We start from the raw sequence: 15297 nt of genomic DNA on the forward strand, positions 1-15297 counted from the left end.
GTGGTCAATGAACGTAATCTCCGTTGTAGCTAATTAAAATCGCATTTTCAACGCCTTTAATCGCGGAAACGTTATTTACAAAACTCGGTTCCGCGCCTTTTAAACGAACTTCAAATGTAACTTCGATTTCTTCCGCTGTTACGGATTTTTGCTTCACATCAAAACGGTTGACTGCATTTTTTAACTTCTCATAAATCACTTTCTCCGTTTCATCCCCTTTGAAATTGACAACCAATAAGTACGGCGTCTCGAAACTGGATTTTTTCATAAAAATGAACAGCACGATTCCGATAAGGATCGAACCAAGAATGGCGAGCGAATAGAATCCAGCACCCGTTACAATACCCGCAGCCAGAGCCCAGAATAAAAAGATCAAATCCGTAGGATCTTTAATCGGCGTTCGGAAACGGACAATCGACAAGGCCCCGACCATACCGAGGGATAAGACAAGGTTTGATCCAATCGCCATGATGACAAGCGACGTAATCATCGCTAGACCGACGAGCGTAATGTTAAAGTTCTTTGAATAAAGAACCCCGCTGAAAACACGCTTATACAATGTATAAATGAAAAGACCTAACAAAAATGATATCGACAGGGTAATCCCGATTTGTATCAGAGAAATGTCCGAATTGAAATTTGAAAGCACGTCTGTATTCAAGATATCCGACCAGTTGATGGGATTGTTCTCTTGCATTTATTGATCCTCCCAAGCATTCGCTTTGATATATTTTCTGCAGATCGTATACTTAGAAGCCGCCTGTCGCTGTAACCCATTCAGCTGTAGGGCATCGCGGATATAATTGGGAATATACTCATCGTACTTGACTTCAAGGATATAAAAAGGTTCGTCTAAAGCTTGAACCGGCTGAAGCTCTGGATCAAAAGGATCCACTTGGTTCAAACCTGTCCGCAAATCTTTATCAAACGTTATTCTGACATTTCCAGTCCTGGCCACAAACGCTTCCCTCATATAGTCCACGATGACTTTCGTCGCAACATTCGGTTTTTCATTTCATAATGGACTTCCTGTAAAAGAGGCGAATCCGCATATTCAAGCACGGTATAATCGTTAACCAATAGCCGGTCCAATGTATCCCTTGAAATGGCTGCTTTTTCTTTGGCAATCAAGGTATTGCGTTTTATTTTTTTTCAAGATGAATGACAGAATCGCTTTTGTTGTACAGACGAGCCCTGTATTTATGTCGGTTTTCGATGCCTGCTTGCTTTTCTTGCAAAGCTTTATTGAAAAGATCATCAAAATAAACACTGCGTATGTGGTATTCGCCGCTCTCGTCGGTATGTGGATCACGCTTCAAAAGAAAGCGCAAGCGATGGCGAATTAAATAGTATTGGTGGTAATTGACATAAAATTTTAGTTCATGGCGGAACCTTAATTTCTTCCGCAATCCCTGATCCCTCCTTTCGTTTGATATAAACTTTACTACAGCTTTGTGTCGAGCATATGTTGAGACAGATTTTTATTTACAAGTACTTAACCTTTCCTTATAACAGGATTCAAAAAGGAATAATGAAGAGGTCTGGAATTGTCAAAAACACTGCTATCCATGCAACAGATTCACAAGAAGAGATAGGATAAACAGGGTTTCCCCACCCGAACAACGAATATTTTGAACAGGCCATGAAGCGGCGGAAAAACAAGCGAGGATGGGCTCAAGGGGGTAAATGTATGGATCTGGAATCCTTATATCTAAAAAATGTTCAAAAAGAGTTTTCCGCTTTGAAACAGAAGGGAGAAAAAACAATCGGGCGGCTTAATGAAGAAGAGCTTTATTGGCGTCCGACCCAGTCGTCCAACAGTGTAGCCATCCTGATCCAACACCTGAGCGGAAATATGCAATCCCGGTGGACGGATTTTTTGACAACGGACGGCGAAAAGCCGAACCGCCACCGGGATGCCGAGTTTGAAGAAAGCGGCTCGTCCCGCGCCGATCTTCTCCGCATCTGGGAAAGCGGGTGGAAGATCTTTTTGGATACGTTGGATCGACTAGAGGAAACCGACCTTCAGCGAACCGTCTATATCCGGGGCGAAGCGCATACAGTGATGGAAGCGATTCATCGTCAACTCTCCCATTACGCGTATCACATCGGTCAGATCGTTTATATCGGGAAGCAACTGAAAGGGGAAGAATGGAACAGCCTCAGCATTCCGAAAGGAGAATCGGAAACCTATCTGCGGCAGAAACTCGCACAATCCCAACCATATCCCCCTTCCCGGCCCCGATAAACCCGTCCCGACAGCAAAGGAGGCCCTGCATGGAACCATTCATCCGGAAGCGTACCTCCAAGCGCCGCGTACAACAGGTTCGATCCCATTCGATCCGTATTCGGCAGGATGCACTGGCGGTGGAAGAGCCGATGGAGATCCGGCTCTCCTTTCCCGAACTGGATGAACCCTTTCCCGTCGCTGTCACCATGCGAACTCCGGGGAACGATTTTGAGCTGGCCGCGGGATTTTTGTTGACGGAGGGCATTCTTTCTTCAGCGGACGAGGTGCATTCCATCACCTACTGCCGGGACCCGCAAACCGACGGCCGACAACAGTACAATATCGTCAATATACGGCTTCGCCCCGGTATATCCGTCGATCGGAACCGTCTTCAGCGCCACTTTTTCACAAACTCCAGCTGCGGAGTATGCGGCAAAGCCTCCCTGGATGCGATTCGGATTCAAGGGATCCATCCGGTCAGCGGGGACTTACTGATCCGCCCATCCGTGATCCATGGACTCGGGGATGCCTTGCGCCGGGAACAGGACATCTTCGATCAGACCGGTGGACTGCATGCGGCAGGCTGGTTTGATCCCTCCGGAACACTGATCGCTCTCCGGGAAGATGTCGGACGTCACAATGCTGTGGATAAATTGCTGGGACATGCCTTCCTAGAGAAAAAAACACCCCTCTCCGACGCGATCCTTATGGTGAGTGGACGCACCAGCTTCGAAATCATGCAAAAAGCGGCAGTCGCCGGAATTCCCGTCGTTTGTGCGGTATCGGCTCCCACCAGCCTCGCCTGCGACACCGCCCGGGAATTCAATATCACTTTGATCGGGTTCGCCAGGGGGGAACGCTACAATATTTACACCGGCAGGCATCGCATCGACAACGGATGAAACCTAAGACCGACCAAAAAAGTGCGATCCCGGTTATAGGAAAACGATTACACCGCTTCGGAACGCCTTCCGGCGCGGTTTTTCTGTAACGGAACTTTTAACTTTTCTGCAATGACTTCCATCCAACAACGAAGTATCATGGATCGAGTGAAGGATGCGATCCGCTTTCTATGAAATACCGGTTCGATCTTTGATCAACCGAAATTATAATGAAAGAAGAGGCATCACTCAATTCGGAGGAAATATCCATGAAATCGATCAGAGGACGGGCCCTTTTATCTGTCATCTGTCTGATCCTGGCAGCGGGATGCGGAACCCTTCCGGATCCCACCACGCTTTTGAAGAAACCGTCCATGCAGTCAAAACAACAAGCCATGCACCAGGCGGTTACCCAGTTCCTGCCTCAGGAAGCCAAGCTGATCGTGCCCTCCGGCCCGGCGGATATCAGTGCCTTGCAAGAAAAGGATCTGGACGGGGATGGACAGCAAGAAATTATCGCTTTCTACCAAAAAGAAACCTTCGATTACGAGTCTTATGCGATGATCTTAAAGAAAAAAAAGGGCGGCTGGACACTGTTGACAACGATCGGCGGAGTCGGAAAAAAAGTGAATTACGCCGATTTTCGCGATCTCAACGGGGACGGAACACCCGAGTTTCTATTCGGACTGGGGGATGATGAATCCACCCAGCGGGAGTTGGAAGTATACACGCTGAAAAACGGCGTTACAAAAAATTTGATGAGTCGACCCTACACAGAACTGGCCGTGGATGATCTGGATCGGGACCGGAAATCCGAAATCATCCTGCTGATCCATGATCGGGAGAAAATGAAGGCCCGGGCCGAACTGTATACGTTCCAAAGCGGGCGGCTCCGGCAAACGGATACGTTAGCGATGGAGGGGGGCATTAACGGTTATCTGCAAGTAACCACCGGGCGAGCCCGTCAAAAACAAAGAGGGGTTTTCCTGGATATCGGAGTCGGCGCCCATTCCTCCTATACCGCTCTGTTGATCCTGGAAAAAGGCAAGTTGAAAAACGTCTTTGCCCCTGACCGGCCGGAAGGAACCGAAAGAATCACCTTCCGAGCGACCGGCGAGCTCAGCCGGGATATCAATGGGGACGGAATCGTGGAAGTTCCTTTGCTGCAACAGCCGAAGGGGACCGACCATCTCCCGCTGTCAGAGGTGCCCTGGATCACTTCCTGGTACCAGTGGGACGGAGGAAAAAAACTGAATCGACTCTTTCAAAACTACATCGATTATCGTGCAGGGTTTTCCTTTCGTTTTCCTGAAAGTTGGTCAGACCATGTGAGCATCCGCAGGAAAGAATCCGAAGGGAAAGGCTCGGTTCGATTCGATTTTATCGGAGACAACCGTCGGACAACGCTTCTCACCATCCGTTACATACCCAAAACCCAGTGGGAAGAAAGGGAAAATGATCCGCAGAGTCAAAAAGGGAAAGGTGTTTTGTTAAAGGAAAAGGGCGGTCAAGTATTTTTGGCTGAATTCCCGCAAGAAGAACCCCGATTATCCTCCCGAGTTCTTCAGGAGTATCAAAAACGGCGAGTCACCCGGGAGGAAGTGAAACAACGCTTTTCCATCGTTGTTTCTCCCACACCATGATCAGAAAGGAGGAGGGCGGGGAATGGCTAAAGTGCTGTTGTTGGAAGATGAGGAAGGCATCCGGAGTTTTGTCCGAATCAACCTGAAACGTCAAGGCTACGAAGTGATCGAGACTGCCACAGGGGAAGAAGCCCTCGACATCGCCGACAGGGAACCGGGAATCTCCCTGGCCATCCTTGATGTGATGCTTCCGGGGATGAACGGATACGAAGTTTGCCGAGCGCTTCGCGAGCGGGATCCCCGTATGGGAATACTCATGCTGACAGCCAAAGGACAGGACCGGGACAAAGTGCACGGATTCGACAGCGGAGCGGATGATTACGTAGCCAAACCCTTCAGCACCACTGAATTGGTGGCGCGGTTGAAAGCTCTAAACCGGCGGGTCAGCCTCGACCAGGCATCCTCCGAACCGTCGGTTCTCCGATTGCCGCCGTTTTCGCTTTTCATCCACCAACGCCAGCTGTATAAAAACGACTGTGAAATCGACTTGACTCCCAAAGAATTTTCCATTATCCAGCTGTTGATGGAAAAGACCGATACAGCAGTTAGCCGCGACGAGATTCTCAATGCCGTCTGGGGCAAAAATTACATCGGCGATCTAAAAACCGTCGATATCCATATTCGCCGGATTCGAAAAAAAGTGGAGGATGACGCTTCCAATCCCATCCACATTCGAACGGTTTGGGGACACGGGTATATGTGGATTCGGAATGCGGAAGACAGCGATGAAAAAGGGAATTAAATACCGGCTGGTCGTCAACTTCGGAATTATTATCTGTCTGATCGTGATCGTCTTCGAGATGCTATTCCTAATATCCGTCCAAAAGTACTATTACGGAAACGCTTCAGAAACTCTGAACCGACAGGCGCAGATGGCCGCCTCTTATTATAACCGGTACGCCGCTTTTCCCTCCTTAAAAGAAAAAGCCCGGTATATCTTTGAAAACCGGGTGGGTGACAAGTTCAGTTTTGTGGAAGTGATTGACCGCCAACGAAACGTCCTATTAAATTCCTATGGTTTTTCCGGCGGCGTTCACGAGAACACACCGGATATTTCCGCCGCTTTTAAGGGAGAAGTCCACGTTTGGCGCGGAAAAGACCCCGAAACCGGGGAAAGCATCATCGCTGTTTCCCGTCCACTAAAAACCGAAGACCGGATTATCGGTGTTTTGCGGTATGCGGTTTCCGCCGAACAACTGGACTCCACTGTCGCCCGCATCACGGCAATCGCCCTGATCACCGGAGGATTGGTGATTGCTGTTTCTTTCGCATTGAGCCACGTACTCGCCAAAAGAATGGTGCAACCGATCAAAGAATTGACCGCAGTCGCCGAACAAATGGCCAGAGGAAACTTTCAAGCGAAGGCATCACGGGTTCGCGATGATGAAATCGGCATCCTGGCCGATACGTTTAATTATATGTCGCGGGAGATCGCAAAGACAGAGGAATTGAAAAACGATTTTATCTCCTCCGTCTCCCATGAACTCCGGACTCCGCTGACATCGATCAAGGGATGGGGAGAAACCCTTCTTTCCGGGGATCTGAATGACCGTGAAGAGCTTCAGTCCGGATTGTCCGTCATTTCCCGGGAAACCGAACGGCTGACCGAACTGGTCGAAGACCTTCTCGATTTTTCCAAACTACAATCGAGGAAAATGAACCTCCGGATGGAGCGACTAGATCTTAATCGCGTGGTCGAAGACGTTCGGGAACAGTTCAGTTTTAAAAACGAGGAAAAGGCGATCCGCCTCACGGTCCGTCGAGAAGAAGAACCCTTGGAGATAGAAGGGGACTCCGACCGGATCACACAGGTGCTGGTCAATTTGGTGCACAACGCCATAAAATATACCCCAAGTGGAGGAAAAGTGGAAATCACCACCCGTCGCCGAAAAGAAGAAGCCTGTGTGGAAGTGGACGACACCGGAATGGGCATCCCTTCGGAGGAGCTCTCCCGAATCACCGAAAAATTTTATAAGGGCAAATCGAATCAGTCAGGCAGCGGCTTGGGATTGTCCATATCCAAAGAGATTGTACAACTTCACGGAGGACGATTGGACATATGGAGCGATCCGGGAACCGGCACCCGGGTAACGGTTCGGTTTCCGCTGGGACCAAAGGGGGAAAGATCCGCCTGATCCAAAAAGCCCGCTTCCGCCGAGATCCGGGGAAGACGGGCTTTTGTTTTCGGTGATAGACAGGCGGCGGTTACGCCTGAGTGGCGTCTTTCTTTTCTTTCCGCCAGACCTGTTTGAATAAGCTTTTGATGACCCGGGAAAGAGCGGGTTCCTTTTTCACTTTCTCTTCCCACTCTCTCAGTTCCTCCAGTTGCTCCAGCTCTTTCATTCTCCCACTCCTTTTCCCGCTTCATATCTGAGTTAATTTCATTATAGCGCTTTCAAGGAGGGGAATCGTTGCAAAACGGTTAAATCCTACAAAAAAACCGCGGAAGTCCCCCGGCGGGTCGGACCATCCCCGATTTTGTCGATGATGATTTACATAATTTCCGTCGGTTCCATGCGGATCGCTTCCCGCAACTTTCTGAGCGCCCGTCGCTGTAACCGAGAAACGTGCATTTGGGAAATCCCCAATTGTTCACCGGCATGCTTTTGGCTCATGTTTTCGAAAAAAGTCATGCGGATGATATCCCGCTCCCGCTCGTTCAGTACCTGGAAAGCCCTTTGCAACAGCATCTGCTGATCTACCTGATTAAAGCCGTTGTCGTTATTGCCCACCAAGTCGAGCAACGTGACATGACTTCCGTCACTATTGGCTTCAATCGGGCTGTCGACAGAGACGGCATTGTAGCTGCGACCCATTTCCATCGTCTCCAGTACCTCTTCTGTCGACACTTGGAGATACTCGGCGATTTCGTCCACTCGGGGAGAACGTTGCAACTGGGTAGTCAGTTCCTCGACGGCTTTTTTGATCCGGGGGCCCAGCTCTTTGATTCTTCGAGGTACGTGAACACTCCAGGTTTTGTCCCGGATATAGCGTTTGATTTCCCCGACAATCGTGGGAACAGCGAAGCTTTCAAAGCTGCGGCCATAAGAGGAATCATAACGCCTCAGAGCGGCCAGGAGGCCGATCATACCCACTTGCGTCAAATCCTCAAAGGGCTCTGTTCCTTTGGAAAATTTGGAGGCCAGAGTTTCCACCAAATCGGTGTACTGGTCTACGAGTCGGGCTTGTATTTGCGGATCCGCCTCTTCCTGATACCGGCGGATCATGTCGAGAATCTCTTCGTCAGTAAGATCTTGTTTCTGCGGGCGAGTCGACATCATGATCCACCTCGTCCCTCTGCATAAACTTGGTCAGTGTGACAACGACACCTTTCCCCCCGTCGATATCCACACGGTCCATCAACGTTTCCATCAGGTGGAGACCCAGCCCCCTTTCCCTCATGGCAGTCAGCGGCAAGTGGTTCTCGATCGGCCCGGAACGTTGTTTCACAGCAGCGATGTCGAAACTGTTCCCCTCATCCTTGATCCGGATTTCCAGTCGATCCCTGTATATCCGAAAAATCACGTCCACTTTTCCCAATTGATCGGTATAGGCATGATCCACCGCATTCGTACACGCTTCGGCGACAGCCAGCTTCATATCCTCGATATCGTCGTAGCTGAAACCCATCCGGTTCGCGATCCCGGATACAGCCAAACGGACCACGCCGACGTATTGAGCCTTTGCGGGAATGGTCAGTTCAATCAAATCCTTCGGTTGATCCATTTTGATCCGCTCCCCCTACGCTCCATCTTCAATCTCTATGATTTCAGTCAGCCCGGTAATCTTAAGCAAACGGCTGAGTCGAGGACTCACCCCGACCAGTACCAACCGTCCCTTTTGTGAACGAAGCGATTTGTAAGCACCGATCAACACACCCAAACCCGTGCTGTCCATATAATCCACTCGGGATAAATCCAGATACACTTCACGGTTCTGTTCGCAGAGCGGCATCAACTTTTCCCGCAACTGCGGCGCGGTATAAGCGTCAACTTCACCGGAGACGACCAACATCGTCGATTGGCCCGTACCGGGTTTTTCCTCGATCGATACATTCATGCTTTCAACCTCCATATTTCAAACTTTACCCCAATGCGCCCCTTTTAAACCCGGGAACCTGTTACGACTCTTCTCTGCGGCGAATCACAAGGATGGTCTGATCGTCTTTCAGATCGTAATGGGCCAACTCGTAAAGTTCCTGATAAATCGCCTCAACCGCTTGCTGAGCGTCAGGTAAGTGCAAATGCTTCCCGACCAACTCTTTTAACCGTTCCCGCCCCAGAAACTGACCGTCGATACGGCATTCCGTCACCCCGTCGGTAAAAAGAATGACAGCGTCTCCGGGCTCCAAGGAAAGGCTGAACTCCCGGTAGGAGGCCTCTTTGGTCACTCCCAGCACCAGCCCCCGGGTGGTAAGATCTTCAAAGCGCTCCTCTCCACCTTTATAAAAGAAACCGGGTTCGTGACCCGCCGCCGCATAACGAAACTGATGGTCCGCCGAATCGTATACCCCGTACACCATCGTAATAAACATACTGGGATCGACATTGCGCTCCACCACGGTGTTCAATTTCCGAAGAATCTCCGAGGGACCCAGAGGACTATCCAGCTGATCCATGGCGTATTTAATCATCGACATACACAGTGCGGCGGGGATTCCTTTGCCGATGATATCCGACAAAGCAACTCCGACAGAGCCGCATCCGTGATCCACAAAGTTGTAATAGTCCCCGCTCATGCGGTGAGCGGGAACACTGATCACCCCGATATCGAGGTCTTGGGACTTCGGCGGTTCATCAGGCAGCAACGTTTGCTGCATCTCGACAGCGGCTTCGATTTCATACTCCAGTTCTTTTTGCCGACTCAGCAGGCTTTCGTGTTCCTTCAGGGCGATTCCGTAACCGATCATCATCTCAATCAGCAGATCAAATGAATCCTTGACTGCGGGAGGAAGATCCGGAAGTTCTTTTTTGACAGCATCGGCGTGATAACTGACCATCTCTTCCGGCGGGATCTTCTGTTCCATCATCCATTTACTCATCTGTTGAGCAGCGTATCGCTGGTCTTCCCTCTTTTCCTGCAAGTAGGAGGTGAGCAACTCCTGATATTGCTGAATGACCATATCTTTCATCCTGTCACCCCAAATCAATAAGCGTCAATGGTGCCGTTTTCCCCGTTCGCGTAAAAGAGATTCGATCCGGGCATCCATCGACGCGAAACCCTTCTGATCCCCGTAGCATCGGGGTTGTGCATCTCGCCGATGCGTCTTTTTCATCCGGAAACGTAAAAAGAGAGATGCTGTTGACCACGCACCTCCCTTTCCGATCCACGCGTTCTAAAAATCGATAAGGCCCAAACTGATATTGAGCGCCTCGTTTACCCGGACCATCATCTCTTCGTCCAGATGGGTAATTTTATCTGTGAGGCGTTGTTTGTCGATGGTTCTGATCTGTTCCAACAAAATGACCGAGTCTCGATCAAATCCGTATGCCTTCGCATCGATCTCGACATGAGTGGGTAATTTAGCCTTTTCGATTTGAGCAGTGATCGCGGCGATGATCACAGTGGGGCTAAACCGGTTTCCGATATTGTTTTGGATTATCAGAACAGGACGCACCCCACCTTGCTCTGACCCGACCACAGGAGAGAGATCGGCAAAATAAACATCGCCACGCTTCACAATCAAAAGGTTACACCCCGCTAACCAAACGAATCGTAGTATCGTCCGCTTCCTCTTCCGCCTCGAACGCTTCCGATGCGATATTCAAGTTGATCTTGGCCATTTCCATATACCCGCGTTGCATCATTTCGCGGATCAAACGCTTCTTGCGTTCATACAAGTAGAGTTTCATCGCCTGGCGTACAAATTCGCTGCGATTTGAATTCTCTTTTTCAACCATCCCGTCTACTTCTTGCAACAGATGCTGAGGCAGACTGATCATGATTCTCTTTGTCTCGGACAACGTACGCACCCCCAACCAATCATCACCGTTGGCGATTTCCCTTATCAATACTACCATTATGTTAAACCTGTTGCAAAAATATACTTAGAGACCGGGTCCCGAGGCAGACCCTTCCAATCCGAATGTACCCGGACATTTTCCCGAAAACAGGCTTAGAGAGGGCCTGGCCTTCGAATATCAGTGCAGTCCAACCGTTCTACGACGGGGTTTGCGGACAATATTAAATGTATTCGCTTCACGGGGTAAAATTCCTTCCTTCCGGTATCCTTTCTCACCAGGGAAATCGATCGAATTACATTAACCGTCATCCAACCCGGCACCGGGGGCCGGTTCGGAGGTGGCAGCCAAAGCGTTGACCCACCCCACTGTTCTCCCGGAACGTTTGTAAACCCGGGGAACCCGACGATCGATCATACAGGTAACCTCGTAGGAGATCGTCCCCAATCGGTCGGCGACCTCATCCACATGGATGCTTTCATTCCCCTGACACCCGTAAAGAACCACTTCATCCCCCACCTTTACCGGCATCGCTTCGGTGACGTCCAGCATCGTCTGATCCATGCAAATCCGACCGGCGATGGGCACCCGCGTGCCTCGGATCAAGGCTTCCCCCCGGTTGGACAGGGACCGGCTGAACCCGTCGGCGTAACCGATGGGCAGTGTCGCCACCCATCGCGATCCGTCGGCGATAAAAGTCTTTCCGTAACTGATACCGCAACCGGCGGGAGGACGCTTCAAGTAAACCACTCGGGTTTTTAAGGTTAAAGCCGAACGGAGGCGGACAGCCTCCCGGTTCACTTCGTCGGAAGGGTAGTATCCGTACATGCTGATCCCCAGTCGGATCATACTGTGGGCGTAATCGGGACAATCGATGGCGGCGGCGCTGTTGGAGCAATGAACCAGGGGAATCTCACGCCCCCTCTTTCGAAGTTCCTTCACCACGTTCATCAACAAGCGGTGTTGATTTTCGGTATAGGTTTTATCCGCCGCATCCGCCGTAGCAAAGTGGGTATACAGCCCTTCCACCTCTAACCCGGGGAAGGAGGCGACCTCTTCCACAAAGGGAACCGCTGTCTCCCCCCACAGACCCAGTCGCCCCATACCAGTGTCCACTTTCACGTGAACCCGTGCCTTCCGGCCCATACGTACCGCCGCTTCGCTGATCGCTTTTGCGGTATCAAACCGGTAGACCGTCAGAGCGATGTCCCCTTCCAAAGCCACTTCAACAGCGTTTGGGGGGACATCCCCCAATACCAAAATCGGAGCCGTGACGCCGCCCCGGCGCAATTCCAAGGCTTCATCCAAAAAAGCGACACCCAAATCTGTCGCCCCGGCCTGGAGGGCGGCCCGGGACACCGGGATCGCTCCATGTCCGTAGGCGTTGGCCTTCACTGCCGCCATCAGCCGAATCTTCTTCGGGAGTCGTCGGCGAAATTCCCCCACATTGTGAGCGATGGCATCCAGATCCACTTCAGCCACGGTATCCCGATAGTACGGTTCACCTGTCATGGGAATCCAACCCTCGCTCAATCATTTGACGCCGTGTCTCCAATGATTCAATAAAAGCATCGCTGACTAACAAGGAAATCTTCCGATCTTGTATCCGATAGACATAAGGCATATCATAGGCGGGTTTCACCTGTGTCAAAGCATACGTATTCCGCCGACCGCCGAAATGAATCACCAGCTCCCGCGGATAAAGAATATAGCGGGGACGGTATATAACCCGGTATAAAGCGGGAACCAGACCCATCACCGCCACTCCCAGCAGTACGAGGACAGCGACAAATCCCGGAGAGCGAAATTCAAAATACGGGGCCGCACCAAAGAGGCCCACGAGAAACACTCCGATCTCCCACAAACGCAAGGCTCGATTTTTACGGTATAAGAGTACCTTGTATGAGGTCGTCTCTTCATGAATCGGCTGTTCTTCCATCCTTGATCCCTTCTTTTTTGACCGGAAGCTGTGACCTTCTAGCGCCTGTCTGATTATTCATGATAACTGGGTGCGGGAGCGAATTCGGACTCCGCCGCATTCTTGGCGGGTCGGGGTTGGGTTCCACGCTCCGTTTCGCAGCCAAAGGCACTCCGTGCGGAACCCAACCCTCCCTAAAAGAAGCCTTTTCACAACGCTTCTAATGAGGGACACCTGATCTGTCACTGTTTCAAACCTATCATACAATGGACAGAAGCCGTTCGCAAAGACTGTTTTTCCCTGGAATACGTGATTGTGCGGTCCATCATCCGCCCCCCGTGTTTGGTCACAAAGAGAGAGTTTTCTGATTGGCACAGCTCTCCTTCACCCGCTCGATCACCCGGATCACCCGGACTCCGTCTTCCGCGGTTACCGGAGCCGGTACGCCCCGGGTCACCGACTGCACCAGGTTACGGTAGTAATCCTCATACCGGCCCCGAAGGGTGGGAACGGTTTCGGTTACCGTCTGCCCCCCCTCTTCCAGCGTCACTTCGGCGTAACATTCGGGGTCATCTTCTCCCCAGCCGGGGTCTCCCGGTTTCATCCCCTGTTTTAAGGAATTTTCCTGGCTGTCCATTCCGTATTTGACCAAGCTTCCCCGAGACCCGTGAACCTCAAAGCGGGGACCCGGCTGCTTCACCATGGAACCGGCGTGAAGGATGGCTCGAAGGCCGTTTTCGTATCCCAATACAATATGAAAATAGTCCTCTGTTTCCGCCCCGGGACGCTGGGCCTGCACATCGCCGAAGACTGTCTCCGGGTCCCCGAACAAGGTGAGGGCCTGATCGATCAAATGGGAGCCCAGATCGTACAGGATACCGGCCCCGGGAAGGTCCTTCTCCCGCCAACGATCCCGTACCTGCGGCCGAAACCGGTCAAAACGAACTTGAAAGGTGTGAATGTTCCCCAAACGCCCCTCTTCGATCCATTTTTTGACGGTTAGAAAATCATTGTCCCAACGCCGGTTATGATAAACACTGAGAACTCGTCCTTTTTCCTGCGCCAGGCGGGCGAGGGCGATCCCCTCATCCGCGTGAATGACAAAGGGCTTCTCCACCACGACGTGCTTTCCCGCCTTCAATGCCTGCTCAGCCAGCGGATAATGCAAGGTGTTGGGAGTGGCCACAACAACCAGGTCCAGATCTGGATCGCGGAATAAAGCTTCCGGATCCTGAACCACTTGGACTCCGGGCCAATCCTTCCTCACTTCCTCTTCCCGGCTTGTAACCACCTTCACCAGTTCCAACCCTTCTGCCGCGTGGATCGTCGGCGCGTGGAAAACCGCCCCGGACAAACCGTATCCGATGATACCCGCCTTGATCGTGTTCAATCCAATCCGCTCCTTTTCACGGTTTGATTTCTGCATTTCTCCTTTTGATCCTTTGAGTATCGTATCATGGGCCAATTAAAGGACAAAATCAATAATCCATCCATAAAAAATGGACAGTACTTGCTTCTGTCCATTCAGCGCAGGAACCGATCCGCAGGATCGGCTTCCCTATTTGGGGTCTTTTTCAAAGACAGACCGGGCGATTTTTTCCATCTCTTTCTCCGGGAGGTCCCCGTAAAGTTCAAAGTCGGTTCCTTCATAAGTCCAGGAAAGGCGCTTCTTGCCGTCGATCTCCAGCAGAACGCCATGGGTAAATCCCAGGTTCAAAGGCTTTCCGTAAACCGGGAGACTGGCTTCCACGGCATCGGGATGCTTTTGGGTCAGAGTGAAGGACTTCTTTCCTTTGTAGCGCATAATTACCGCCTTTCCACCAGGGGTGTTGACGGTATTTTCATCCACCAGCTCACTTTCCTCGGGAATCCAATCCGGATTGATCACATCAAAATCGTCCCCATCCTCCGACTCCTTTTGATCTTCAGCCAGAGTCGGTACCGATTGTTCGGCATAACCGGTCATATTTCGATCCTTATCGAAAGAATTGTCATCAAAGGAAGCATTCGGCTCAAACCGGTCGAACAAAACCTCGACCATCACCTTATCCTCGTCGTTCAGCACTTCCACCTTCTGCGGATTGTAGTCGGTGTCCATCCAAATCCGTTGCGTCTTTAAGGTTTGGTTCTGGTTGTAATTCGCCGCCACCTCAAACTGGTAGGATTCTTTGGAACTGACCATTTTGCGGGCGGAATCATCGATAATACTGTCTAACAAGGACTTGTAGAGGTACACTTGCCCGCTGTTTTCCGGCCAATCGCTCTGAAAGCGGAAACTCTTTTCCAGATGAGGGGTGAGAACGAAGACGCCTTCATCGTTGCGAAGCAAAATCTGCGTGACGTCTTTCTTCGTGTTTTTCAAAGCGACACGGTAAAAATGGGGTTTCTTATACCAGACTTCCACTTCATATTCCTGAGGCGACTGACCGGTGTGAATCGTCATCTTCCCGTGACTTTTGTAGCTTTTCAGCTTCTCCGAACGCTTCGACAGATCGCTCACCACTTGTTCCGGGGTCTTCTCGCCGCATCCCGTCAATACTGGGACAAGAACCAGGACGGCAACGAGAGCCCATGCGATCCGACGCATTTCATCAACCCTTTCTCACGGGGGACAACGGTTCTGTGCTGTCCATTCCCCGGGAAATGTGTCGGTCAGGCACGGGCG

Annotated in this window: 19 protein-coding genes; 5 read left to right on the forward strand and 14 right to left on the reverse strand. The window is 51.0% G+C overall.

Features of this window, described 5'->3' with window-relative positions; all coding sequences use genetic code 11:
• Window positions 1-4: 4 nt before the first annotated feature.
• The 3 genes from CHM34_RS14525 to CHM34_RS20090 form a co-directional block, all read right to left on the reverse strand.
• Window positions 5-697 (reverse strand): DUF4956 domain-containing protein, encoded by a 693-nt coding sequence (locus CHM34_RS14525; RefSeq protein WP_094265331.1) that lies wholly within the window; start codon window positions 695-697, stop codon window positions 5-7.
• A complete protein-coding gene (locus CHM34_RS20085) occupies window positions 698-958 on the reverse strand; it encodes a VTC domain-containing protein (protein ID WP_338048673.1) in 261 nt (86 codons plus the stop codon).
• 184 nt (window positions 959-1142) lie between these two features.
• Complete coding sequence (locus CHM34_RS20090) at window positions 1143-1409, reverse strand: VTC domain-containing protein (RefSeq protein ID WP_338048674.1); 267 nt, start codon at window positions 1407-1409, stop codon at window positions 1143-1145.
• A 281-nt stretch (window positions 1410-1690) separates the two neighbouring features.
• On the opposite strand from CHM34_RS20090, the gene CHM34_RS14540 reads away from it, so the two are divergent.
• The 5 genes from CHM34_RS14540 to CHM34_RS14560 all read left to right on the forward strand — a co-directional run bounded on the left by CHM34_RS14540 (window position 1691) and on the right by CHM34_RS14560 (window position 6889).
• On the forward strand, window positions 1691-2248 hold the full coding sequence (locus tag CHM34_RS14540) for a DUF1572 family protein (RefSeq protein WP_094265333.1): 558 nt from the start codon (window positions 1691-1693) through the stop codon (window positions 2246-2248).
• A 29-nt stretch (window positions 2249-2277) separates the two neighbouring features.
• On the forward strand, window positions 2278-3132 hold the full coding sequence (gene fdhD / locus CHM34_RS14545) for a formate dehydrogenase accessory sulfurtransferase FdhD (protein ID WP_094265334.1): 855 nt from the start codon (window positions 2278-2280) through the stop codon (window positions 3130-3132).
• A 248-nt stretch (window positions 3133-3380) separates the two neighbouring features.
• Window positions 3381-4754: an FG-GAP repeat domain-containing protein gene (locus CHM34_RS14550; protein ID WP_094265335.1), complete on the forward strand. Its 1374-nt coding sequence runs from the start codon at window positions 3381-3383 to the stop codon at window positions 4752-4754.
• Window positions 4755-4776: 22 nt separating this feature from the next.
• Window positions 4777-5496: a response regulator transcription factor gene (locus CHM34_RS14555; protein WP_094265336.1), complete on the forward strand. Its 720-nt coding sequence runs from the start codon at window positions 4777-4779 to the stop codon at window positions 5494-5496.
• Window positions 5465-6889 carry a sensor histidine kinase gene (locus tag CHM34_RS14560; RefSeq protein WP_169713757.1) on the forward strand — a complete coding sequence of 475 codons (1425 nt, stop codon included), beginning with the start codon at window positions 5465-5467 and terminating at the stop codon, window positions 6887-6889. Before CHM34_RS14555 ends, CHM34_RS14560 begins: the two co-directional genes overlap by 32 nt.
• Window positions 6890-6959: 70 nt before the next feature.
• Here the strand turns inward: CHM34_RS14560 and CHM34_RS19385 are convergent, their stop codons facing one another.
• From CHM34_RS19385 to CHM34_RS14610, 11 genes are all read right to left on the reverse strand, one after another.
• The gene (locus tag CHM34_RS19385; RefSeq protein ID WP_169713758.1) at window positions 6960-7097 is read right to left on the reverse strand and encodes a hypothetical protein; all 138 of its coding nucleotides are present in this window, start codon (window positions 7095-7097) and stop codon (window positions 6960-6962) included.
• A gap of 149 nt (window positions 7098-7246) precedes the next feature.
• The gene (sigB, locus tag CHM34_RS14565; RefSeq protein ID WP_094265338.1) at window positions 7247-8032 is read right to left on the reverse strand and encodes an RNA polymerase sigma factor SigB; all 786 of its coding nucleotides are present in this window, start codon (window positions 8030-8032) and stop codon (window positions 7247-7249) included.
• On the reverse strand, window positions 7998-8480 hold the full coding sequence (gene rsbW / locus CHM34_RS14570; RefSeq protein ID WP_094265339.1) for an anti-sigma B factor RsbW: 483 nt from the start codon (window positions 8478-8480) through the stop codon (window positions 7998-8000). The genes sigB and rsbW overlap by 35 nt, the downstream gene beginning before the upstream one ends.
• 15 nt (window positions 8481-8495) lie before the next feature.
• A complete protein-coding gene (locus CHM34_RS14575; RefSeq protein ID WP_094265340.1) occupies window positions 8496-8813 on the reverse strand; it encodes an STAS domain-containing protein in 318 nt (105 codons plus the stop codon).
• A 61-nt stretch (window positions 8814-8874) separates the two neighbouring features.
• Window positions 8875-9876 (reverse strand): PP2C family protein-serine/threonine phosphatase, encoded by a 1002-nt coding sequence (locus CHM34_RS14580; RefSeq protein ID WP_338048675.1) that lies wholly within the window; start codon window positions 9874-9876, stop codon window positions 8875-8877.
• A 213-nt stretch (window positions 9877-10089) separates the two neighbouring features.
• On the reverse strand, window positions 10090-10440 hold the full coding sequence (locus CHM34_RS14585) for a type II toxin-antitoxin system PemK/MazF family toxin (RefSeq protein WP_094265342.1): 351 nt from the start codon (window positions 10438-10440) through the stop codon (window positions 10090-10092).
• A gap of 4 nt (window positions 10441-10444) precedes the next feature.
• Window positions 10445-10696: a CopG family ribbon-helix-helix protein gene (locus tag CHM34_RS14590; protein WP_094265413.1), complete on the reverse strand. Its 252-nt coding sequence runs from the start codon at window positions 10694-10696 to the stop codon at window positions 10445-10447.
• 318 nt (window positions 10697-11014) lie between these two features.
• Entirely contained in the window at window positions 11015-12226 is a 1212-nt protein-coding gene (gene alr / locus CHM34_RS14595; RefSeq protein WP_094265343.1) for an alanine racemase, read from the reverse strand.
• Complete coding sequence (locus CHM34_RS14600) at window positions 12216-12653, reverse strand: hypothetical protein (RefSeq protein ID WP_094265344.1); 438 nt, start codon at window positions 12651-12653, stop codon at window positions 12216-12218. The genes alr and CHM34_RS14600 overlap by 11 nt, the downstream gene beginning before the upstream one ends.
• Window positions 12654-12978: 325 nt before the next feature.
• Window positions 12979-14058, reverse strand: a complete 1080-nt coding sequence (locus CHM34_RS14605) for an oxidoreductase (protein WP_094265345.1) — start codon at window positions 14056-14058, stop codon at window positions 12979-12981.
• Between the two features lie 132 nt (window positions 14059-14190).
• Window positions 14191-15219 (reverse strand): outer membrane lipoprotein-sorting protein, encoded by a 1029-nt coding sequence (locus CHM34_RS14610; RefSeq protein WP_094265346.1) that lies wholly within the window; start codon window positions 15217-15219, stop codon window positions 14191-14193.
• Between the last annotated feature and the right edge of the window lie 78 nt (window positions 15220-15297).

The organism is Paludifilum halophilum (assembly GCF_002245355.1).
In the GTDB taxonomy this organism is placed as follows: domain Bacteria; phylum Bacillota; class Bacilli; order Thermoactinomycetales; family DSM-45169; genus Paludifilum; species Paludifilum halophilum.